Below are 25,290 nucleotides of genomic sequence, written 5' to 3'. Positions count from 1 at the left end.
AAAGTATTTAGCTTAAATTAGTATAAATTTTATAAAGTCGTTTTTATTTCCATTAGATTGTGTTATAGTATTCGTATAAATAAACCCTCCTAATTTTTGATGTTTTTGTATTTGTTGTTATTTACATTATATCATTTTGGGAGGATTTTATTATAATAGGGGCACTTTAAATATGAACTTTTAACATGCATTACTATGTTAGGTATTCAAGATATAATATATATAATTAGATTTTAATTTTAAGGGGGACTAATTATGAGAAGGGGAAATGTAAAGTTTTGTGAAGGTATTATAATTTTAATTGTGGTTTCCGTATTATTCACCGCATGTAATTTATCTGATAAAAAAATAGATAATAAAATAAATAATAAGTATAGTAAAGAAGATTGGAAGGCGGATATAACACCAATAACATTTGATTGGTATATTGATTTTTCATGGTTTCAAACTAAGTGGGGTACTAATCCTGTTTCAAAATATGTTACAGATAAAACTGGTGTTAGTTTAAACTTAATAACTCCAAGCGGTGATGAAACAGAAAAATTAAATGCTATGATTGAAGCGGGTAAATTACCAGACTTTATTACGTTAAGTTCTCAGAGCGATGGATATAAGAGGGTTATACAAAATGGTTTAGCTCTGCCTCTTGATAAACTATCAGAACAATATGATACATATTTTATGAAAGTTGCAGATAAACAAAAATTGGAGTGGTATAGGGAAATTGATGGACATGTTTATTGCTATCCCAATTTTTCAAGCCCGGTGAGAGACTTTAACGATTACAAGGAAGAAAAACCATCTAATCAAGCATTTCTAGTGAGGAAAGATATTTATGAAGCTTTAGGAAAACCTGATATGAGAACGCCTGAGGGCTTTTTAATTGCACTTGAAAGGGCTAAAAAAGAATTCCCTATGGTTGATGGTCAAGAGCTGATACCTCTAGGATTCCATGAGTTTAATGACTCTGGAAATCTTTCTCTAGACAGCATTTTACCAAATTTTTTAGCAGTTCCTAGGGAAGAAAATGGTAGAGTATATGATAAAAATATAGATAACGAATACATTAGATGGTTAAAGACATTAAGAATGGCTAACGAGAAAGGATTGTTATCAAAGGATACTTTTATAGATAAAAGAGCTCAGATAGAAGAAAAGATAACTGAAGGAAGATATTTTGCAATGCTTTACCAAAGTTCTGATATGTCTACCCAACAGCTGGAATTATATTCTAGAGATAAAAATAAGGCATATATGGCTATTGCTGGGCCTTCAAATTCTAAGCTCGATCCACCTAAATTAGCAGGAGACAGTATCTCGGGGTGGACAGTTACACTAATTTCAAAATCATGCAAGGATCCAAAGAGAGCTATGAGGTTTTTAAGTTATTTAATTAGCGAAGAGGGAAATCGGGATCTGTATTTGGGGATAAAAGGTTCAACTTGGGATGTAATTGATGGAAAGGAACAGTTTAAACCAGAAGTTATTGATTTGTTAAATAAGGACAGAATAGCTTTTGACAATAAATATGGTGCAGCAAGCACTTATTGGATGCTAGAGGATGGAGATTTAATACAGAAATGGACACCTGATAGTGAGGAAGCAATAAGAATGATAAGTGATTGGGCAAAGGGAAAAACCTATAATTATTCTTTGTTTGATAACGTTTATACATATGATGATAGCGAAGAAGGAGTAGCTTTTTCTAGAATAAGCACAAAATGGGGGAGTACTTTGAAAAAATTACTTATAGCTAAGAATGAAGAGGAGTTTAATAGTATATTAAATGAATTTATTATATATAGAAAAGATCAAGGGTGGGATAAATTGCAAAAATATGCTCAGCAAAAATATGAAGAAAATAAGAAAAAACTTAATGTATTAAGATGAGTTAAAATAGGAGTTGCTTAAATGAAAAATAATATTGTAATTTTTTGGGGAAAAGTTAAGCAAATATTTATTAGTGGAAGTTTAATGAAAAAATTAATTACTATGTACATATTTATTATTGGTATACCAATAGTAATATTTTCTCTATATATATTTAGTTCTCTTTCAGCTAAAGCTAAACATGATGCAATTAGCAGGGGGGAATACGATCTTAGTACGGAATATGATAGTATTGAAAAGAATGTGTATATAATGCGGAATATAGTTAATTCTATAAAATCTGATAGTGGGGTAATAGGATATTTACAAGGTGATAATAATCAAGAAGCAAAAACATTAATTGATTTTAGAGAAACAACATATAAACAATTAATTAATCTGCAAAATAATAATCCAACAATTAAGCAAATAAATATATTTACTAGTAATTCACAAGTGAGTGAAATCTGGCCTACATTTTACAAAGAGAATAGAGTTGCTATAGATGGATGGTATGAAAAAACTATTGAAAAAAATGGCGCCGAATATTGGAATGTTAATCATTATGATAATGATATATTAGTTAATTCCACTCTTAATGAGGAATCGAAAGATTTGGTTGTTTCTATTAATAAGAAAATTAATTATCCCAATGATAAATATTTAGGAATCAGCAGAGTTACAATGCGATCTAAAGACTTTTTTCCCAAAATGTTTGAAAAAGATGAGTTAAAAAGTGGACAAATACTGTTAATTGATAATGAAAATATGAATATAAGAACAGATGAGAATAGCTCGCTACTTAGAAATTTTGACTTTGATAAAAGTAAGTTTCGAGAGTTTATTGATGGTAAATTAGAACATGAAAAAGGAGAACTGACTTATAATCAAGGAAATGAAGATTATATAATAATATACGAAGAGTCACCAATTCCAAATAATTATTTATTAAATATTATACCATTAAATAACATTTCGCAGGAAATAAAAAATTCTAAGTATGTAGTTATTTGGGGGTCTACTTTTTTATTACTCTTCCTATCTATATTGATATATTATGCAACTAAAACCATTCTCAAAAGATTGTATAAAATAATTTCTGCAGTCAAGCAGGTGAGGACTGGAGATCTAATGCCGAGCATAGATGTATACGGTAATGATGAAGTGGGAGTACTTGCTCATAACTTCAGACAAATGATGAAAACGATAGACGTACTGATTAAGGATAGCGTAAATAAAGAAATAATAACCAAGGAAGCAGAGTTAAAAGCATTGAAAACTCAAATAGATTCCCACTTTTTATATAATACTCTGGAGAATATTAGGATGATGGCACTAGTTGAAGAGAATTATATAGTATCTGATTGCTTGGCTTCTTTAGGTGATATGATGAGGTATAATATGAAGTGGAATAACGAGTTTGTACCATTAAGTGAAGAAGTAAGTCATATTAGAAATTATATAACATTAATGACTCTTAGATATGATTTTGAAATAATTTTAAAGGTTGATATTGATGAAGAATTTTTAAATAGGAAAATATTAAAATTATCAATTCAGCCGTTAGTAGAAAATGCGGTGAAACATGGTCTTTCAAAAAAATTAATGGATGAAAATGGATATATATATATATCCGTTAATATAGACAAAGAATATTTGTACCTAAATGTAAAGGACGATGGAAACGGAATGAACATAGGCAAAGTTCAGGAAATTCAGAATCATATAAACGGAAATGCAGACAAAAGATATGGTCTTGGACTTAAAAACGTAAGCGATAGAATAAAACTTTTTTACGGAAAAGAATATGGTGTTATGATTGATTCTAAAGAGGATCATTACACTAAAATAACGCTTAAGCTTCCTAATATAGATGGGGATGTACAATTTAAAAACGTTGACAAAACAGAGTGGAATAAATAAAAGAAAGGTTTTATGGGGGGAATAAATTTGTATTCAGTAATGATTGTAGATGATGAACCAATTATTAGAAAGGGATTAAAAAAGATAATCAATTGGGAGGAATATGGCTTTAAGATAGTTTGTGAAGCCCGTGATGGGGAAGAAGCGCTTGAACTGATTAAGGAGCATAGTATAGATTTCATTGTATCAGATATTAAGATGCACAAAATAACAGGAATTGAACTATTAAGGGAAATCAGAGAAAAGGGATTGGATACTTTAGTATTGTTGTTAAGTGGATATGATGAATTTTCATACGCACAGGAAGGTATAAGACTAGGTGCATTTGACTATATATTGAAGCCAATAGACTCTCAAAAACTAAAGAATATTTTAATTAATGCTAATAACAAATTAACAACTAAGGAAAAAAAGGATCGTGAATATAATGTGAATAAAGTTATATCTGGAGAAAAAATATTATATGACCTTTTAAGAGGAAAAAATTTGATGATGATGGATGAGCATATTTCTCAGTATAACCTTCCGCTTATAAAAGGCAAGGTTCAAGTTGCAATTGTTGAAATTAATGAAATTATCATTAGTAGTGAGGATTTAACTGAAAATGATGAATGGAACCATTTAAATAATATGGTTAATGATTTAATAGAAAAAGGATTTAAAAAAAGCGATATAAAACATTTTTCTTTATTAGATTCGGATTTTGGTAAAAAAATTATTATTGTACAAGCTGATAAAGAAGTTGAAATATCAGAATTAAATCAAAGCTTTATCAAGGTATTAAATAGTATACTTCAATTTGGAAGTGAAGAATTGCAAACAAAATTAAATATAGGAGTTGGAAATGCATATAATCAAATATATAGCATTTACAAAAGTTATTTAAATGCTAAGGAAGCGCTTAAATATAAATATGTATTAGGTACAAATAGGTTAATTCACGCAAGCGAATTAGCTGAATGTAGGCAGAAGAGTTTTGTTTATCCAATTGAGAAAGAAAAGGCGCTTATAAGTGCAATAATTGTTGGGAAAGATGATTCATTAAATATGCTTCGGGAGCTATTAAAAGAAATAGCAAACCTTTTGAATTTTGATATTTTCAAGATCAATATTACATTTACACAAATTGTATATAATATTTACAATAATGTGCTTAAAAAATATAGTTTTTTAGAAGATGTATATGACTTGAGTAAAATAGTTAAAATCGGCTTTTTAGGTGTTGAAACTCTAGAGGATATCGAAAATCAACTGATGGATAATATAGCTAAACTTATAGATATTATAAAGGAATATAGTCTAAATCAGAGTGATAATATAGTTCAAAGAGCTTGTGAATATGTGCTTAATCATATAGATGAGGATATAACGCTGACATCTATAGCTAGTAATTTAAATATAAGTAAGAATTATTTATGTTCAATATTTAAGCAGCAAACTGGAGAAAACTTCTTAGAATATGCAACAAAAGCAAAGATGGAAAGAGCAAAAATATTATTAAAGAGGCACGACTATAAGGTTTATGAGGTCAGTGATATGTTAGGTTATAAGGAGACAGCGTATTTTAGTAAACTCTTCAAAAAGCATACCGGTTATACTCCGGCCGAATATAAAAAATCCAATATATTAAAATAAAAGAGATTCTTTGATGAATCCCTTTTTATTTTTTTATGTAAATGTTTAAATTGAGTAATTTTTTAATACTTTATCGTAATTTTATACCATTTCAGCAACCTTTATTCTAATATATCATAAAGTTAAAAAAGTAAATGAATATGGGAAACAAATGTGAAAAAGAATACTATCCAAGCCTTCAAAATGAGCTTTATCACATATAAGTACAAGTGGAAATATTAGGTATATAAAATCAATTATGATTTTTATAAATTATTTGATTATTAGGAGGAAATAGGTATGAAAAAAAAATATTTAAAAATTGCAACATTAGGATTGTTAGTAGGTACTTTTTTAGTGGGAACTTTAATACCGACACCAGCTTCCGCATCATTAATTACAACGCACATGGGTGAGAGTTTTGATTCTGCTAATACATCATCTTGGTCAAAATCAGATGGATGGACAAATGACGGTATGTTTAATTGTACTTGGAGATCTAGTAACGTTAATTTTAGCAATGGAGCTATGGCTCTTACTATCAATAAAGATACTAAAGGAGGCACTAAGCCATATGCAGGTGGAGAATATCGTTCAAATAATACTTATAGTTATGGACTATATCAAGTAAATATGAAACCAGCAAAAAATACTGGAATAGTTTCTTCATTTTTCACTTATACAGGGCCATCAGATGGTACTCCTTGGGATGAAATCGATATCGAATTTTTAGGTAAAGATACTACAAAAGTACAATTCAATTATTATACAAATGGTGTAGGTAATCATGAGCACATTTATAATCTAGGATTTGATGCTTCGACAAGTTACCATACTTATGCTTTTAATTGGCAACCAACTTATATTGCATGGTTGGTAGATGGAAAGGAAGTTTATAGGGCAACTAATAATATTCCATCACATCCAGGCAAAATTATGATGAATTTATGGCCTGGAACAGGTGTAGACTCATGGTTAGGTTCTTATAATGGTGTAACTCCACTTAATGCATATTATGACTGGGTATCTTACGATCCAAAGTAAATAAATATAGGCATTGGATTATGTAAATAAGGATAAGGTATAAGTGATCAGACTAGAGCTAGAATACAAAAAATGTAGTATAAAAATAAAAGAGATTCTGTAAAGAGTCTCTTTTTCTTTTGCGTGTAAATGTTTAAAGTGAGTAATTTTTTAATACTTTATCGTAATTTTATACCATTTTAGCAACCTCTATTTTAATATATCATAAAGGTGTAAAAGGAAATTAAGAGGGGGAACAAAAGTGAAGAAGAGAATATTATCAGCAGTAATTGCAAGTATGTTAGCACTAGGTTTAATTGGATGTGGATCTAGTTCGAGCGATGCTTCGAAAACGAGTACAAAAAGTAATGAAATCAATTTAAAGGTTTGGATAATGCCTAATAGCGGAACTCCAGAAGATGATTTTATGGAGGTTATCAAGCCGTTCTTAGATCAAAATCCTAACATAAAGGTTACACCTACAGTACTTGACTGGGGATCAGCTTGGACTAAAATCACTGCAGCAGGAACAAGTGGGGAAGCACCTGATATTACACAGTTGGGTAATACATGGGTTCCAGCTGTAGGTGCAATGGGAGCGTTGGAGGATCTTTCTCAATATTATAAAGATTTTGGAGGAGATGACTCTTTCGTTAAAGCTACGTTATCAACAACTGGAATAGAAGGAAAGAGTGAAAGATATGGAGTTCCTTGGTTTATTGATACAAGAGCTTTATTTTACAGAAAGGATGCTTGCGAAAAAGCTGGGGTAGATCCAGCTAAGGATTTCAATACTTGGGATAGTTATAAAGCTGCCTTAAAGAAATTAAATGGTGTGGAAGTTGATGGTAAGAAATTAGCTGGTCTTGGAATGCCCGGAAAGAATGACTGGAATGTAGTTCATAATTTCTCATGGTGGATATGGGGAGCAGGTGGAGATTATATTAAAGATGGTAAGGCTGTAATAAATTCTCCTGAAGCGTTAGATGGAATTAATTATTATGCTAGTTTAGCAGATGAAGGTTTAATGCCAAAGGCTGCTCTAGAAAAGAATTCATCAGAAGTTGAAGCTTTATTTAATAATGGTGAATATGCAACAATTTTCTCAGGTGCATATTTTGCACAAACTATAAAAACTGAATATGCAAAAGATAGTTCAAAAGCTTTAGATCCTAAAAAAGTTGGAGTTGCTATAATTCCAGAAGGTCCAAAAGGCAGATATGCATTTTTTGGTGGAAGTGATTTAGCAATTTTTAAATCTTCAAAGAACAAACCTGAAGCGGTTAAACTACTATCGTACCTTTCATCTTCAGATGCACAAATTGCATATGCTAAGAAACATGGTAACCTACCAGCTAATGCTAAGTCATTCGATGACAAGTTTGTAACTGATGATTCTATGTTATCAGTATTCAAACAACAGCTTCAATATGGTAGATCATACCCTTCAATCCCTGGCTGGGCTCCTTCAGAATCATTATTCCAAAAAGGATTATCAAATGTATGGGATAATGTAATGGGTGTTAATGGAAAATATGATCCTAATAAAAATAAGACTGAATTAGATGGAGCAGTTAATGATGTTAATGCTGTTTTAAATCAGTAATAATAGCTCAATTTAGATTATACAGGGGAATATCCCCTGTATAATTCTTATAGGATACTTATAGAAGGTTATAGGAGGAGCATAAATGGAAACAGAGAAAAATATTATAACACAAGCAGAGCACAAATATAGTATTATTGACAATATTCGTAAAAATAAATTTGCATATGCGCTTATACTACCTGCAGTAATTGCTATGATAATTGTTCAACTTATACCAATGGCAGAAGGGTTATTTTTTTCAGTACTTAAACTTAACCAATTTACATTAAAACAATTTTTAGATGCACCATTTGCTGGATTTGAAAATTTTAATAAGGTTTTATTTGATCCAACAAGTAATATGCGTTCGGGATTTTTGGAGGCACTTAGAAACACAGGTATATATGGAATGATTTGTAGTGTACTAGTTATAGCTATAGGTCTAGCATCAGCAATGGTAGTTAACCGAGAATTTAAGTTTAGAGGAATTGCAAGAACTTTATTATTAACACCTTGGGTTGTACCATCATATGTAGTTGGAATGCTATGGGGATTTATGTTGCAACAAGATACGGGGATAATTAATAGGATTTTAGTAGATTGGCTACATATTTTGCCAAGTAAACCGTTTTGGCTCACAGGGAGCAATGTACTTGCGGCAATAATAATACCTACTATATGGAGAAATGTGCCACTTGTAATGATAATGCTTTTAGCTGGACTTCAGAATATATCTGATGATTATTATGAAGCAGCAGAAATAGATGGAGCTAGTGGAATTCAAAAGTTTTTCAATATAACATTACCATTGCTTAAACCAGTAATTGGTATCCAAATGCTTTTTGGAATGATTAATTATATATATTCTTATAATATCGTTTCAATGATGTTTGGACATGGATCAGGATATCCAGGTAAATGGGGAGATTTATTAATGACAAATATCCAAAGAAATTCTTTTCAAACTTGGAACTTTGGGACAGGTGCAGCAGCTACAATTATTGTAATGATATGTATGCTAATACTTGTTGGAATATGGTATAGAGTATTTAGAGATAGTTTGGTGGTGGATGAATAATGGCAAAGAGTTACACGGAAAGTATTAAAATAAAAAAGAGAAGAAAACGTATAGCGGCTAATATAATTTTAACAATAATGGTTATAAGTAGTATATTTCCAATAGCTTGGATGTTCTTAAGTTCATTAATGACTCAAGGAGATCTAGCAACTGGTACTTTAGGTAAGCCAATTAATTGGCAGAATTATATTGAAATGTGGAAGAATATAAATTTCTTTGCATATCTTAAAAATAGTTTAATTATTTGTGGAGTAACGACATTAGTTACATTAAGTCTAGCTGTTTTTGCTGGGTATGCAGTAGCAAAATATAAGTTTCCTGGGTCAGGTATATTTGGAAGCACAGTTCTAGCTACGCAAATGATTCCAGGAATGATGTTTTTGTTACCATTGTATATGATGTTTATAAATGTTCAAGAAAAATTTGGGATAAAGATAGTGAATACATATCCTGGATTAATAATCACTTACTCTGCATTCTTTATTCCATTCAGTATATGGATATTAAGAGGATTTTTTGCAACCATTCCTAAAGAATTAGAAGAAGCGGCTCGTATAGACGGGTGTTCAAAATTTGGAGCACTTATAAGAGTTATATTACCAATTTCAACAACTGGAATAATTGCTACTGGTATATATATATTCTTAATGGCTTGGGATGAACTGCTTTTTGCTTGGGTATTAACTACAGATATTTCTACTCAAACAATTCCGGTTGGAATAAGACTTTATGTTGGTAATTTTCAAAATAGATATGATTTAATGATGGCAGCAAGTGTTGTAACTACGATTCCGGTTCTAATAATGTTCTTTGCACTTCAAAAGAAGTTTATTAGCGGTATGACGGCAGGGGCTGTTAAAGGATAAGAATTACTTAGATACAAGAGATAGAGATTTACGTAGAATCTCTATTTTTTACCAATGAAGAGCTCTTTAATTATTTTGGACTATAGGATGTGATTAGAATGCTAAAGAAAAAAGTCTTAGTTAAGAAGTTACCAATAAGGGTTAATTCATATTATCAATTATTATCTATAAAAAATTTGAGAATACGGGTAAAACTGAATTTAGGATTCTTAATTTTAATTTCTTTGTCTCTTTTTATAGTTTCGCTTATTTCGTATAAACAGTTTTCTAACACAATCATTAGTCAAAATAAAGATAACCTGATTGAGCTTATGAAGCAAAAAGGAGAGAACATAGACAGATCCTTGCAAGATATTGATAAAACGTTTCAAGTCATAACCAATAATGACAGCCTAGGAGAGAAAGTTTCAAAATATAAGGATATGGATTCTCAGAAAAAGGCACAGGTATCAAATGAAATACGTAGTTACTTGGGCGATGCATTAAAGACAAGAATGGATGTTGCTGATGTCTTTGTTGTCTCAAATAATAAAGATATTTTTTATTATGGTGGAAGTGGATATGATTCAACTTATGATATTTTTACTGAGCCAAACTATTCAGAATTTGTTAGCAGCAATGAAAGTTCGAATAAGACTATACCATATATAAGTGGTCATAGCTTTACAAAACAGATATCAAATAAAGTTATAACTGCTTTTTATAAGATGAGAGTATCTACCAATTTAGCTAGCATTGGAAATTTAGTTGTTAATTTAAAGGAAGATTATATTTATAGTTTAATCAAAGATATGAAAGTTAACTATGATACGAAAATAATTATTATTGATAAAAATAATAATGTAGTAATGGATCCATTAGATAGAAATAGCGACGGAAAAAAATATGCCATAGATATTGCAGAGAATACCGAAGATAATGACAATAATTGGTTTGATAAAGAAATAAATAATGAAAATAATCTAGTGACTTTTTATAAATTCACTAATACAGATTGGATATTGGTAGGGATCACTCCAATTAACAATATGACAAGAGCCGCTTCAGCAATAAGATTGCAAATACTTGTAGTCGGAATAATTAGTATGGCATTGATTTTTTTCTTTTCAACATTTATCACCAGAGATATAACTAATGGAATAAATGAGCTAATAAGAGGTATGGATAAAGTAAAGGGTGGAATTTTAACTGGAGTATCAGTGCCAGGTAGAAAGGATGAAGTAGGTTTATTAGGCAATAGATTTCTGGAAATGCTTGAAAGCTTTAGGGATTCAATAAATGATATAAAAAGCATGTCTGGTATAACTTCTAAGGCGGCGGATGAAATTTCCTCAAATGCAATGAAAAATTATGAGGAATTTGAAAGTATGAGAGTAAAAATATCAGATATTTATACAAAAAGTAAAAATCAAAATAATGATATTTGCAGCATAAATGAATTAACAACTGAGCTATCAAATAAAATAGAAGCTATAATTAACTATTTTAGAAATATTGATAGTAGTATAAGTGATACAAAACAATTAACTTACCATGGGAAAAAAAATCTAGATTTATTAAAAGTAAAATCAGATAAAGTAGCCGATATTACTGTAAATGTTTTGTCTACTTCTGAAGCTTTAAAAAGTGAATTCAAAGAGATAAGAAAGATAACAGATGCAGTAAACGCTATAGCAAAGCAAACTGATTTACTAGCTCTAAATGCTGAAATAGAGGCGGCTCGATTAGGAGAACAGGGAAAAGGCTTTAGTGTAATTGCAAAGTCAGTAAAAGAATTATCAGGATCAACTAGTAGCTCAACTAAATACATAGATTCAATAATTAATAAATTAGATGATAAAATAAATGAACTCAACAATGAAGTGCATAAATCAGAAGAATATATGATGGAACAGATTGAGTCAGTGGTTGATAGTACGAATAGCTTTGATTCAATTTCAAGTGAAATGGAGTTTCTTGTAAGCCAAATCCTAAGTGTTAAGGATGAGGTAACAGCTATAGATATTACTAGAGAAAAGATAAATGAAACAATGAGTATGTTAAATATTAGCTCTAACGAGAACTTATTAATAAGTGACGAGATAGCAGCATCTGCAGAAGAAAAAATACACCTAAATGAGGAACTTGTTGAATTATCTAGTTCCCTTAAAGAATTGGCTATAAAAGTGGAAGGAAAGGTACAAAAATTTGAACTTTAAAATTCTGCTGTTGAAGATATTGAATAATATAAATTAATGTATACAAGCAAGAATGAAAGAAATATTTTTACTGCATTTTTTGCATAAGGAAAGGAATGGTTATAATAATGAAAGAAGTTGTAGCTAGAAAAGTTAAACAGTCTGCAGAGCAGAGCTTAAGAGAAATATTTAATGAAAGGATTGAAAAGCAAGCTGTTATAGATGGTATATTCTATGATAGTACATATAAGAAGGCAGTGGGCGTTGCTAATTTACCAATTAAAATTCCTGTTACCTTAGAAATGTTTAAGAGTCGAGAAATAGCTGTACTGTTAGATAGAATTTTAGAAGAAAATGAATTTGTAATCATTAGACTTACTAAAAATATAGATGATACTACTTTATTAGCATGTAACAAGGGATTAATTACTGAAATGACCTTAGACCTTGAGGTTAGCAATAAGATAAACAGTATATTACAAAAGATAACCTATGGTGTGGGAACTATAAATGAAGATGGAGAGCACGAAATAGATTTATTAGCTCCAGCTCCAGGACCACATTTTTACACAAATTTATTGTTAGGAAATAGAATTAAGTTTTCTCATCCATTACAAACTACTCCAAAGAGCGTAGTAGATAAGCTAGGAAGAGGAAGCTTTAGATCTCATGCCGCTACTCAAGTATTAGCTACAAGATGGGATATGCTTCAAGAGGAAAATGGTTTTCCTGCAAGCCGTCAGTTTTATTTGGTGGAAGATGGAAAGCAAATATTTTATTCAGCAAATGTCACTGATGAAAATATAGAATCTGGTAAATGTATTCATTCTCAAAATCACACTAAGATTATTTATAAGACTAAGTGCGGATTAGAGGTTGAAAGATTAATATTCTTACTTCCTCAAGAAGAGAACATGCCTATAGCTGTTGAGGCGCAACAAATTAAAATAAAGAATAATACAAATAGAATAAGGAATATTAAAATCGTTTATACAGGTATGTTTGGAAGTGCTGCTCCGGGTGCATTGATGGAAGATGTTTTATACAGTAATGTAATTATGCAGGCAAAGGTATTGGTTGATGATGAAGGATCTGTAATGGCTATATCTTCAGATTATTATCCAATGTATACAAGTGGCGACTACAGATTTCATACTATGATTACCCATACTGAAAAAGGATCTATACTTCCTAAGGAGTTTTGTACAAGTTATAGTGAATTCGTGGGAAGTGGTTCGTTGGAAAGACCGGAAGGGTTATACAAACTTAGCAGCAATTTAAATAGAAAAGGACCAGGTTTCTTTGCTGTTAGCAGTCAGATTACAATACAACCGTTAGCTGAAATTTCTATTGATAATTTAACTGGATTAGTTTCAACTAAGACAAATGATAATTTTGATGAAAATACCTTTAAAACTGAGGTACAAAATCTAATTATTAAGTATAGCAATGAAAAAGAGATTCAAAATGCGTTTAATAAAAGTATTAACCTTATTAATGAATACAGCAGTTATCTGCAAGTTATTTCAGGGGACAAGCAATTTGATACTTATGTTAACAAGAATCTACCTTTTCAAGTGCTGTATCAAACCTTTGTATCACGTTCTTTTGACCAAACACAAAAGGGTTACAGAGAAATTGGATTTAGAGAAATTCAAGACATTTATGCATCTATGTACTATTTTATAGGAATGGGTGAAAAAGAGCTTGCAAAAAATTTGATAAAGGAATGGGCTGAAAAGGTATTTGAATTTGGTTATGCTTACCATAACTTTTTCTGGGTTGGTAAAGAACCAGGAAAATGGTCTGATGATGGATTGTGGTTAATTCAGGCTGTATATAGATATATAAATATTACTGGTGATACTGCATTCCTAGATGAAGAGTTAAGTATAGGAGGAAGCAATCCAATAAAGAAAAGAAGCTTATATGATACCATTAAAGCTATTTTAAGATATTCAGGAGAGATTTCAATAGGAAAACATGGAATACCTCTACTTGATTTTGCAGATTGGAATGACTGTCTAAAGCTTGACACTGATTTTATTAATGGTGTTGAAAAAGAGAGAAGATACAAGGAACAGATAGCTAGAACCGGAAGAGATGGAGAGCCATTTGAAAGTGATTATTCTGAAAGTGTTATGAATGGATTCCTATTAAAGGTTGCTATGGACGAAATGATTGAAATTGGAAAGCAGAAAGAAGATACATTATATTTAAGTAACCTTGAGAAGGCTTCTAATAAACTTTATGATAATCTGCAACAATATGCTTGGAAGGATGATTTCTTTGCAAGGGTTTTATTTAATAGATACAAAAATGGAGAGTTCACTTATCTTGGTGCTAAAGGAGATAAACTTTCAGCAGATCCAAATAAAGATGGCACATATTTCTTAAATTCGTTTAGTTGGGCAATTTTATCTAATTCTGCGACAGAAGAACAAATTAAAATAATGCTTGAATCTATAGAGACTCATTTAAAAACTCCTTATGGATTAAAGCTTATTAGTCCAACAGATTTAGAGAAGGTTGCAACTGGAACTGCAACAGGAGAATATTTCCCAGGGGATAGAGAAAATGGGGGAATATTTAAGCATGCTACAATGATGGCTACTAGTGCTATGCTAAAAGCTGCTAAGATGGTTGAAAGTGATGAATTAGCAAGAAAGCTAACTAGTACAGCATATTGGATGATAAATCTAGTTTTACCTTACAACACAATGAAACATCCATATGAAACATGTGGAAATCCAAGATTCTGTACTCAATATAACAATAGTGATACAGGTGAAAATATAGGACCTACACTTAGTGGTACTTCTACTTGGCTTACACTATCATTATTTGATGCATTTGGTGTTGAATACACAGCAAGAGGTATTGAGATAAATCCAATACTTGCGGAAGAACAAGAATCACTAAACTTGATTCTTAAAACTGGTAAGGCTAGCTATAATATTATGATTTCAAAACCTGAAGGTTTTTATAGAATGAAAGATTCTTTATATTCTATAAAAGTTGATGGTGAAAAAATTGAAGGTAATATTCTAAAGAATTTTGAAGATGGTAAAGAGCATAATGTAGAGATAATCTTCTAAATATAAGCAGTGCTAAGGTGTGAAAAGTAAAAGTTTTTTGTGGACTTAAATACTACTAATTACCACCTTAGCAGTAACTATTGGAACTAAATTGATTATCAAAGAAAGATGGAAGTATGACCTGTAGATAAGAGGTGTTTTTATGAAGGAAAAAAATGAAATTAAGAAGGATTATATAGATGAACTAGGATTTTATGTTATAGAAGATTATGATAAAAAAGCTCCTTTTGCTAGTTTTTTATCAGGTATTGCGGGTGTAGAAGGAATACCTATGTGGTCATTTTACGTTAATAGAGGACAAGCGATAAGCAGCATTGGAATAAGGGATAAAAGTAATTGTATAATGGAGTTTTTTCCAGCTAATGAAGCTTATAAAATGGTGTACAGTAACGGATTTAGAACTTTTATAAAGCTTAGAAATAATGAAGAGGAATTTATTTTTGAACCATTTTCTATGACTATAAATGAGAATATAAAAAGAATAATAAAAATAAAGAATAATGAATTAAGATTAGTTGAAATAAATAGCGAATTAAATTTAAATATTGAAATAACCTACTTTACAATTCCGAACGAAGATTTTTCAGCACTCGGAAGAAAAGTAGAAGTTGTAAATACATCTAATGTGAAAATAGAAATAGAAATATTAGATGGATTATCTGCTATATTACCATATGGATCTGATAATGCAACATACAAAGGAATCGGAAATACGTTAAGAAGTTACATGCAGGGAGAAATTAAAGAAGATGGGACTGCTATGTATAAGTTAAGATCTTCTACTGAAGACACAGCTCAAATGGGCACAGTAGAAAATAGTTATTTTTATGTAGCCTTTGATGAAAATGAAGATATATTAAATCCAATAGTTGATTCGGAGAATATATTTGGATATGATACATCTTTAAAAGAACCATTAGAATTTAAAAATAATACTATTGGAGAATTACTGAAGGCTAATAATATTTCTTATAATAAAGTTCCTTGTGCATTTACAGGAAAAGCAATGCGCTTAGAAGGAAATAATACAACCTGCATATATAGTTATATAGGATATATGAATAATAGTGATGATGTTAAGAAATCATTGAAGAAAATATGCAATAAAAGTTATTTCGATATGAAAATAATTGAAAGTAATGGACTAATAGATAATATTAGGAACCATGTGGATACTAAAACTGCATATCCACTATTTGATGATTATATCAAACAATGTTATATAGATAATGTTTTAAGAGGCGGATATCCATTAGAGTTTGGGAATAGAGATAAAAAGATATATTATGTATATTCTAGAAAACATGGAGATTTAGAAAGAGACTATAACTTCTTTAGTATAGAACCTAATTTCTATTCTCAAGGAAATGGAAACTTTAGAGATGTAAATCAAAATAGAAGAATGGATGTATATATTCACTCATTTACAGGAGCAGAAAATATTAAATTATTTAGTGATTTGATACAGCTCGATGGTTATAATCCTTTAGTCATTAAAGGAAAGAAATTCTATGTAGAGGAAAACAAAAAAGAAAATATATCTAATTTAGTTAGTGTATATGAAAATGAAGAATTGGTAAAAACTTTAGTTAATAAATTCACTATAGGGGAATTGTATTCTTCATTAAGAAATATAAACGGAATCGAAAGTAAAAAAATCAATGAAATCATGAACGATATTATAGAAATGTGTAGTGAAACTGTAGAGATAGACTTTGGTGAAGGCTTCTGGAGTGACCACTGGACTTACAATCTTGATTTAATAGAAGAGTATTTAGACGTTTATCCGGACAAGATAAAAGAATTACTAATTAAGGATGAAAGTTATAAATTCTATAATTCGCCAGAGTACGTTTTACCTAGAAAAGATAAATATACCATTGAAAATGGAAAAGTTAGACAATATTTAGCTTTAGCAAAAAAGGAGAATATATGTCATAACTGGATCGTTGATAGCAATGGCAATTTATATAAAACAAATTTATTTGCAAAGTTATTAGTTCTTGCAGGAATAAAATTTATGACTTTAGATCCTATGGGATTTGGAATAGAGATGGAAGCTGGAAAACCAGGTTGGAATGATGCTATGAATGGACTTCCAGGATTGCTAGGATCAAATTTTTCAGAAACAGCAGAGTTAAAAAGATTATTGCTATTTATAAAGGAAAATTTAGATGTTGTAGAAGATTCAATAAAATTGCCAGAAGAATTTTATAAAGTCATATGTGAAGTAGAAGAAATTCTTTCGTTAAATTTAAATGAGGAATTAAGTCAATTAGAATATTGGGACAAAGTTTCAACAATAAGAGAAGAGTACAGGGAAAAAATACAATATTCAATAAGTGGAAATAATTCGGATTTAGAAGTAACAGTTATTGAAAGTACAATTAATAAAATGCTTTCTAAGATTGATTTAGGAATTGAGAAAGCAAAGAAAATGAATGACGGTAAGATTCCTACATTTATGTATTATGACGTAAGTAAATATGAAATAGACAATGACAAAGTAATAAAACTATTAGAGTTTAAAATTAATTTCTTACCATTATTTTTAGAAGGACCTACCAGATATTTTAAGACAAAATTAGATTATGTTGAAAAGCATGAATTATATAAATCTATTAAGGAAAGTAATGTTTATGATAAAAAATTAAACATGTACAAAACTTCAGAATCCTTAGAAGATATATCGTTTGAAATAGGAAGAGCAAGAAGTTTTACAGCTGGTTGGCTTGAAAGAGAATCAATATTTATGCACATGGAATTTAAATATATTTTAGAATTAATAAAAAATGGATTATATGAAGAATTCTTTGAGGATATAAAAACTGCAATGCCACCATTTATGGATCCAGAAGTATATGGCAGAAGTATACTAGAAAATTCATCATTTATTGCAAGTAGCAGTAATCCGGATGAAAGAACTCATGGAAGAGGTTTTGTAGCAAGATTAAGTGGGACGACTGTAGAAATGTTAAATATTTGGAAAATGATGATGGTCGGAGAAAAGCTATTTGTATATGAAGATGAAATTCTAAAATTTAGATTAAATCCTATTTTAACAAAAGATTTCTTTAAAGATAGTAAGTTGATTACTACAATTTTAGGTAATATAAAACTTGTCTATATAAATACAAATAACAAAAATACTTTTGGGCATGAAAAAGGAATAATAGGAGAAATTACTTTAGTTGATGCAAACAATAATATAAGTAAATTTGAAGGAAATGAAATATGTGGAGAATTTGCTGAAAAAATTAGAAATGGTGAAATAGCAGAAATTCAAGTTACTATTTTATAATCAAGTAGCAAAATAATTAATATAATATAAAGGCGGTTTTACAATATGGCAAATTGTGAATTTTTAAATAATAAGGGAACTTTTAAACTAAAAAATCCGGAGAATAATAGCTATATGTATTTTCCACTTGCAAATGAGGCAGGAGTTATGTCTAGTATAACTCCAACTTTAAATGGCGATTGCAAAATGAATCAAAACACATTTTTACTTGCTCCAGTAAGTAGTGAAGAGCTTCATAATAATAAATCTTCAAGAAATTTTTGGGTATATATAGATGGATTAGGAGCATGGTCAGCAACAGGAGTTTCAGCAGCTCAACAAGCAGAAGCTTTTAGTGAGGATAAAGAAGAAACTGAATTAGAAGCTGGAATCATGTGGCATAAAATAACTAGAGAATCAAAGAAATACAACATAAAAAGTGAGATAGTATCATTTGTACCTTCTACTGATGACAAAATAGAATTGATGAAAGTAACAATTACTAACACAAGTAATGAAGCTAAAAAAGTAACTGCAACTGCAGCGATACCATTATATTGTCGTTCAGCAGATAATATTAGGGATCATAGACATGTAACTTCTCTTTTAAATAGGATAGAAACTATAGATGATGGAATTATAGTGAATCCTACATTGACATTTGATGAAAGAGGACATAAGAAAAATACTGTTGTTTATGGAGTTGTTGCAGCAACAGGTGATGGAGAAAAGCCAGTAAGTTTCTGTCCAATAGTAGAAGAATATATTGGAGAAGGTGGATCTTTTGAAATTCCAAAGAGCATTTTATTAAATGAAGAATTTAAGATTAAGGCTAATGCTAAGCTAGAAGGCTATGAAGCAATTGGCGCTATACGTTTTGAAGATGCAATAATTGAAGCAAATGAATCTAAAACATTTATTGTAGCAATAGGATTTGGAGATTCTATATCTGATTTTAATAGTATTGCTGAAAGCCATTTAAAAGAAATCGCTTTTGATAAGCTTCTTGAGGAAACTAAAGCATATTGGGATAAAAAAATTAATATTTCATATGAAACAGAGGATAAACAATTTGATAATTGGATGTATTGGGTTAATTTCCAACCAATGCTTAGAAGGATTTATGGCTGTTCATTCTTACCACATCATGATTACGGTAAGGGCGGAAGAGGCTGGAGAGATTTATGGCAAGATTGCTTAGCCTTATTAGCAATGGATCCAAGCGGAGTTCGTGGCATGCTTTTAGATAATTTTGGTGGAGTTCGTTTTGATGGAACTAATGCTACAATTATTGGAACAAAACAGGGTGAGTTTATTGCAGATAGAAATAATATAACACGTGTTTGGATGGATCATGGAGCATGGCCATTCTTAACTACTAAACTTTATATAGAACAAACTGGAGATATAGAATTTCTTTTAGAGAAACAAAGTTATTTTAAAGATCTACAAGTTGAAAGAGGAACAGAAAAAGATACTTTATGGGACTTAAGCCAAGGAAATAAAATTCTTGCAGAAAATTTAGAAGAATACAAAGGAACAATTTTAGAACATCTTTTAGTGCAACATTTAACAGCATTTTATGATGTTGGTGAGCACAATAATTTAAAGTTACATGGTGCTGACTGGAATGATGCTCTTGATATGGCAGACGAAAAAGGTGAAAGTGTTGCATTTAGTTCACTTTACGGAGGAAATCTTGCAGATATTGCAGAGTTATTAAAGTATTTAAGAGATGTAAAAAATGTAAAAAATATAGATTTAGCTGAAGAATTACAAGTGCTTTTAACTGGTAATAATGAAGTTTATGATAACGTAGAAGAAAAACAAAATATATTAAAAGATTATTGCAATAAGTGTAGACATAATATCAAAGGAAAAGTTGTTAATGTAGATTGTGATAAGCTAATCGCAAATGTTGAAGGAAAAGCAAATTGGCTTAAAGAACACATTCAAAAGAATGAGTGGATTACGAACAAAGAAGGATACAGTTGGTATAATGGCTACTATGATAATAATGCAAGACGCGTTGAAGGAGATGGAGAGTCAGGAACTCGTATGATGCTTACCGGACAAGTATTTACTATTATGAGTAAAACTGCAACAGTAGAGCAAGTTGAAAGTATTATTAAAGCATCAGATAATTATCTTTATGATAACGCTGTTGGTGGTTATAGACTAAATACTAATTTTAATGAAATAAAAACCGATTTAGGAAGAATGTTTGGTTTTGCTTATGGACACAAAGAAAATGGAGCTGTATTTAGTCATATGGCTATTATGTATGCTAATGCACTTTATCAAAGAGGTTTTGCATTCGAAGGATTTAAAGTTATTGATACTCTTTATAATCACTGTAATAACTTTGATATTAGTAGAATATACCCAGGTGTGCCTGAGTATATAAATGAAAAAGGAAGAGGAATGTATAACTATTTAACTGGTTCAGCAAGCTGGTTAATACTTACTGTATTAACTGAGATGTTTGGTGTAAAAGGTGAAATGGGTAACTTAGCATTTGAACCTAAAATTTTATTAAAGCAATTTGATGTTGAAAATAAAGCTGCTATTGAAATGAACTTTGCAGAAAGAAAGCTTAAGATTGAATATATAAATGAAGGTAAAAAAGAATATGGTGATTATAGAGTAAAGGAAATTTATATAAATGGTGAAGAATATAAATTTAGCGAACAACCTGTTATTGATAGAAATGTAATAACTTCACTTGATGAAAATATTAAACATACAATAAAAGTTGTTCTTAAATAAGATAAAGATGGTGAAAAGTGAATAATTAATGATGAATGATTAAGGAAGAAAAGCCTGTGGCTTTTCAAAATAATAATCGATTTAAAGATATTCCGAAGGAATATCCTCCTTAATCATTCATTATTCATCATTAATTAAACGTGTCGCAGACATTTGTGTTCATTTAAAACTAGCACAACGCGTATGAATAATAGCTAAAAGTAAAAATTTGTAAACGGTTGATTAACAAGGAGGATGTTTATTAATGAAAAGTGTAAAATTAAAGAAAATTATAGCTGGAGCAATTGCAGCTAGTATGATACCAGTAATGCTTCAAAGTGGAGTAAATGCGGAATGGAAACAATCGTCAGATAATGGCAGTTGGAGTTATGTAGATGATAGTGGAGTAGCTACAAATTGGAAGTTAATAGATGGAATTTGGTATAATTTTGATTCGTCAGGAGCAATGAGAACTGGTTGGATAAATGATAATGGAACATGGTACTTTGCAGATACATCAGGAGCAATGAAAACAGGCTGGGTAAATGACAAAGGTACTTGGTATTTTACAGATGCATCAGGAGCAATGAAAACGGGTTGGGTAAATGATAAAGGTACTTGGTATTTTACAGATACATCAGGAGCAATGCAAACGGGAGTAGTTGAAGTTAATGGAAAAGTATATTCACTTGCATCGTCAGGAGCAATGCAAACTGGTAAAGTCATAATAGACAATAAGGAATATAACTTTAGTAATAGTGGAGAGGCTTTGGGAGAAATACCACAGGCTGTTAAAGCTTTTGATAACAAAGGTGTTGGTGTTACGAAACAAGCCGATAAGCCGGCAACGACTGAGACTTTGCCAAGTAGTACACCATCTAAAAATTCATCATCAAGTAACTCATCATCAGGAAATTCGTCGTCTGGAAATTCGGGGTCAAATTCCGGGAATTCTGGAAATAATGGAAATGAAAATCCAGAACAAAACAAATGGAAGCTTGCATGGCAAGAAGATTTTAATGGAAATGAATTAAATCAAAATAATTGGAGTTCCGAAAAACATGATCCAGGTTGGGTTAATAATGAATTACAAGAATATACTGACTCTAAGGAAAATATTTTTGTTAAGGATGGAAATTTAGTTCTTAAGGCTATAAAAACTCAAAAGGACGGTAAGGATTACTATACTTCTGGAAAGATAAATACCAAAGATAAAAAAACATTTAAATATGGAAAATTTGAAGTAAGAGCAAAAGCTCCAAAGGGACAAGGGTTATGGCCTGCATTATGGATGATGCCTAATGATGAAAGTTTATATGGGCAATGGCCAAAATGTGGTGAAATTGACATGATGGAAGTATTGGGAAATGAACCTAATAAAGTATATGGAACAATACATTATGGAGATCCACATGAACAAAAACAAGGTACGTATGTACTAGATAAGGGTACATTTGCAGATGATTATCACACATATGGAATTGAATGGGTCCCAGGAGAAATTAGATGGTATATTGATGGAAAATTATATTATACAGCTAATGACTGGTTTACAGCGGTTGAAGGTGGAGATGAAGTAACTTTTCCAGCACCATTTGATCAAGAATTTTATATGCAATTTAACTTAGCTGTAGGCGGAAGCTGGCCAGGAAATCCTGATGAAACTACAGATTTTGATAATGCAGAGTTTAAAGTTGATTATATAAAGGCATATCAATTAGATAGTTATGATGAAAATGTTAAAAAGCCTGAAGCAGAAAAAGTTATCCTAAGAGATCCTGATAAAAATGGGAACTATATAATAAATGGAGATTTTTCGAAAGATGATGGAAGCTGGAAATTTCTTACGGCTCTTAATGGTACAGGAAATAGTAATATTGCCAATAATAAAATGACAATTAGCACTGAAAATGCAGGAACAGCAGAATATTCAATACAATTAGTACAACCAGGAGTACCATTAAAAGAAGGCGGTAAATATAGAGTTACATTTGATGCTAAAGCAAATGAAGATAGAACTATGATTGCGGATGTTTCAGGACCAGATAGATCATATGTAAGATATTTTAACGATACTAAGGTGGATTTAACAACTAATGTTAAGACTTACTCATATGAATTTACTATGGAGAAAAAAGATGATGCCAATGGTAGATTAGAGTTTAACTTAGGTAATCAAGGATCTTTAGCAGATGTTGAATTAAGTAATGTTAAGATTGAAAAAATTGGACAAATTGAAAAAGATGAAAATGAATCAAAGAAAATTATGCCTGATGGAAACTATGTAAATAATGGTACTTTTGATGTTGGTGAAGATCGTATGAAGTACTGGGAAGTTAAATCAAAATCTACGAATACACAAATTAATGTAGCAAACATTAATAATTCAAGAGAATTAAAAGTAGATGTAAAAGATAATAATTCATTATTAGAAGATGTAGTAGTTAAACAAACTAATCTTGCATTAACAAAAAATGATAATTATGCACTTTATTTTGATGCATATGCAGATAAAGATAAGACTATAAAAGCTTATATTAATGGTGAAGAGTTTAGTGCTGATCTTACTAATAATAAGAAAACTTTCAAATTTGAATTTGCAACAGGAGAAGAATTAAGTAGCAAGGATTTAGAATTATTATTAGGTGGACAAGGCATAACATACATTGATAATGTAAGAATTGAAGAAAATTCACTTATAAGAAATGGTGCTTTTGATACTGGTTTAATGGGATGGGATGTATTTGTAGATGGAAATATGAAGAGTGCAGTTTCATATGGAGTTGATAGTTTAAAGGAAAAAAATGCAGTTCAATTAGAAATCGCTGATACTGGAGATGCTGATTGGAAGATTCAATTAAAACAAAATAATGTTAAATTAGAAGAAGGTCAAAAGTATAGATTAAGCTTTGATGCTAAGAGTACAATTGATAGAGATATTATGTATGCAATCCAAAGAGATGGAAGTAAAGATAATAATTGGGATCCTTATTCAGGATCAAAAGTTATAGAAGTAGGTAACGATCTTGAAACATATACTAATGAATTTGAAATGAAGAAGCCTACTGATGAAAATGCAATATTTACAATATCAATGGGAGCTGTAAATGGAACACAAATTAAAGATAAGCATACTGTTACAGTAGATAATGTTAAATTAGAAAAAATCAATGAATTCACTATTTCGCCAGAAAATAATGATAATCTTATTATCAATGGAGATTTTAGTTCAGAATTTAGCAATTGGGGATTTAATATTCCAGTTACAACTCCAGCTGCAGCAACATTTAGTATAACGAATGATGCAGATAAAGCAGCAGCTATCGATGTTAGAGACGTAGGATCAAACCCTTGGGATGTAATGTTGTTTGGTAATGATCTTGTAGATTTGTCGAAAGACGTTAATTATGTTTTAGAATTTGATGCTTGGGCAGAAGAAGCTAGAGATATAGAGGCTAAAATTGAAGAAAATGTAGCTTATCATGCATATGCATCAGAAACAGTAGCACTTGATGGTACTAAGAAACATGTAACTATAAGATTCACAATGCCTAAAGATGATGCTGCTCAACTAAAATTCTGTCTTGGTAACACAAGCAATCCTAAACCAACAAAAGTATATATTGATAATGTTTCACTTAAAGCAGAATAAGTTTTAATGTAAAGTAACATGAAAAGCATGCAGCTATTAATTTAGCTGCATCTTTTATTTTTGATGATAATTTAATAAATAAAACTAGACAAAGATAAAGTTACAAATTCTATTAGAAACGAATAAAATTTTATATATAGATTAGAACAAAAACTCACCATAATTTGAAATAATATGGTGAGTTTTTTTATACATTATTTTGTAATATATATAACTATAAAATTATTTAAAAAATTTAGCAGACACTTTTTCTAGAGCAATAATTCTAAAGGAAAACATCCATTATACAGTGGGTTTGTTATTTCATTTGGTATTTATTAGCAAACATATATAAAAATTTGTATAAAATCTATAATTCATACGTTTTTTATAAT

Annotated in this window: 12 protein-coding genes; all 12 read left to right on the top strand. The window is 30.3% G+C overall.

The window, feature by feature from the left end; all coding sequences use genetic code 11:
• Positions 1-255: 255 nt before the first annotated feature.
• The 12 genes from D2A34_RS04215 (at position 256) to D2A34_RS04160 (ending at position 24,916) form a co-directional block, all read left to right on the top strand.
• On the top strand, positions 256-1,890 hold the full coding sequence (locus D2A34_RS04215) for an extracellular solute-binding protein (protein ID WP_119365820.1): 1,635 nt from the start codon (positions 256-258) through the stop codon (positions 1,888-1,890).
• Between the two features lie 21 nt (positions 1,891-1,911).
• Entirely contained in the window at positions 1,912-3,792 is a 1,881-nt protein-coding gene (locus D2A34_RS04210) for a sensor histidine kinase (protein WP_119365819.1), read from the top strand.
• 27 nt (positions 3,793-3,819) lie between these two features.
• Positions 3,820-5,427 (top strand): response regulator, encoded by a 1,608-nt coding sequence (locus tag D2A34_RS04205; protein ID WP_079437773.1) that lies wholly within the window; start codon positions 3,820-3,822, stop codon positions 5,425-5,427.
• A gap of 279 nt (positions 5,428-5,706) precedes the next feature.
• Complete coding sequence (gene bglS / locus D2A34_RS04200; protein ID WP_079437774.1) at positions 5,707-6,450, top strand: beta-glucanase; 744 nt, start codon at positions 5,707-5,709, stop codon at positions 6,448-6,450.
• 241 nt (positions 6,451-6,691) lie between these two features.
• Complete coding sequence (locus D2A34_RS04195) at positions 6,692-8,035, top strand: sugar ABC transporter substrate-binding protein (protein ID WP_079437775.1); 1,344 nt, start codon at positions 6,692-6,694, stop codon at positions 8,033-8,035.
• An 85-nt stretch (positions 8,036-8,120) separates the two neighbouring features.
• Complete coding sequence (locus tag D2A34_RS04190) at positions 8,121-9,095, top strand: carbohydrate ABC transporter permease (RefSeq protein WP_079437776.1); 975 nt, start codon at positions 8,121-8,123, stop codon at positions 9,093-9,095.
• A complete protein-coding gene (locus tag D2A34_RS04185; RefSeq protein WP_079437777.1) occupies positions 9,095-9,961 on the top strand; it encodes a carbohydrate ABC transporter permease in 867 nt (288 codons plus the stop codon). Before D2A34_RS04190 ends, D2A34_RS04185 begins: the two co-directional genes overlap by 1 nt.
• A 98-nt stretch (positions 9,962-10,059) precedes the next feature.
• Complete coding sequence (locus D2A34_RS04180) at positions 10,060-12,159, top strand: methyl-accepting chemotaxis protein (protein WP_119365818.1); 2,100 nt, start codon at positions 10,060-10,062, stop codon at positions 12,157-12,159.
• Positions 12,160-12,266: 107 nt separating this feature from the next.
• The gene (locus tag D2A34_RS04175; protein ID WP_119365964.1) at positions 12,267-15,236 is read left to right on the top strand and encodes a GH36-type glycosyl hydrolase domain-containing protein; all 2,970 of its coding nucleotides are present in this window, start codon (positions 12,267-12,269) and stop codon (positions 15,234-15,236) included.
• A gap of 142 nt (positions 15,237-15,378) precedes the next feature.
• On the top strand, positions 15,379-18,537 hold the full coding sequence (locus tag D2A34_RS04170; RefSeq protein WP_119365817.1) for a hypothetical protein: 3,159 nt from the start codon (positions 15,379-15,381) through the stop codon (positions 18,535-18,537).
• Positions 18,538-18,582: 45 nt separating this feature from the next.
• Complete coding sequence (locus tag D2A34_RS04165) at positions 18,583-21,285, top strand: GH36-type glycosyl hydrolase domain-containing protein (RefSeq protein ID WP_119365816.1); 2,703 nt, start codon at positions 18,583-18,585, stop codon at positions 21,283-21,285.
• A gap of 244 nt (positions 21,286-21,529) precedes the next feature.
• Positions 21,530-24,916 carry a carbohydrate binding domain-containing protein gene (locus D2A34_RS04160; RefSeq protein WP_079437782.1) on the top strand — a complete coding sequence of 1,129 codons (3,387 nt, stop codon included), beginning with the start codon at positions 21,530-21,532 and terminating at the stop codon, positions 24,914-24,916.
• The last annotated feature ends 374 nt before the right edge of the window (positions 24,917-25,290 follow it).

The sequence above is a fragment of the Clostridium chromiireducens genome (genome assembly GCF_003575225.1).
In the GTDB taxonomy this organism is placed as follows: domain Bacteria; phylum Bacillota; class Clostridia; order Clostridiales; family Clostridiaceae; genus Clostridium; species Clostridium chromiireducens.
The sequence above is the reverse complement of the archived record's forward strand: the minus strand, read 5'-3'. Positions and strand labels throughout refer to the sequence as shown.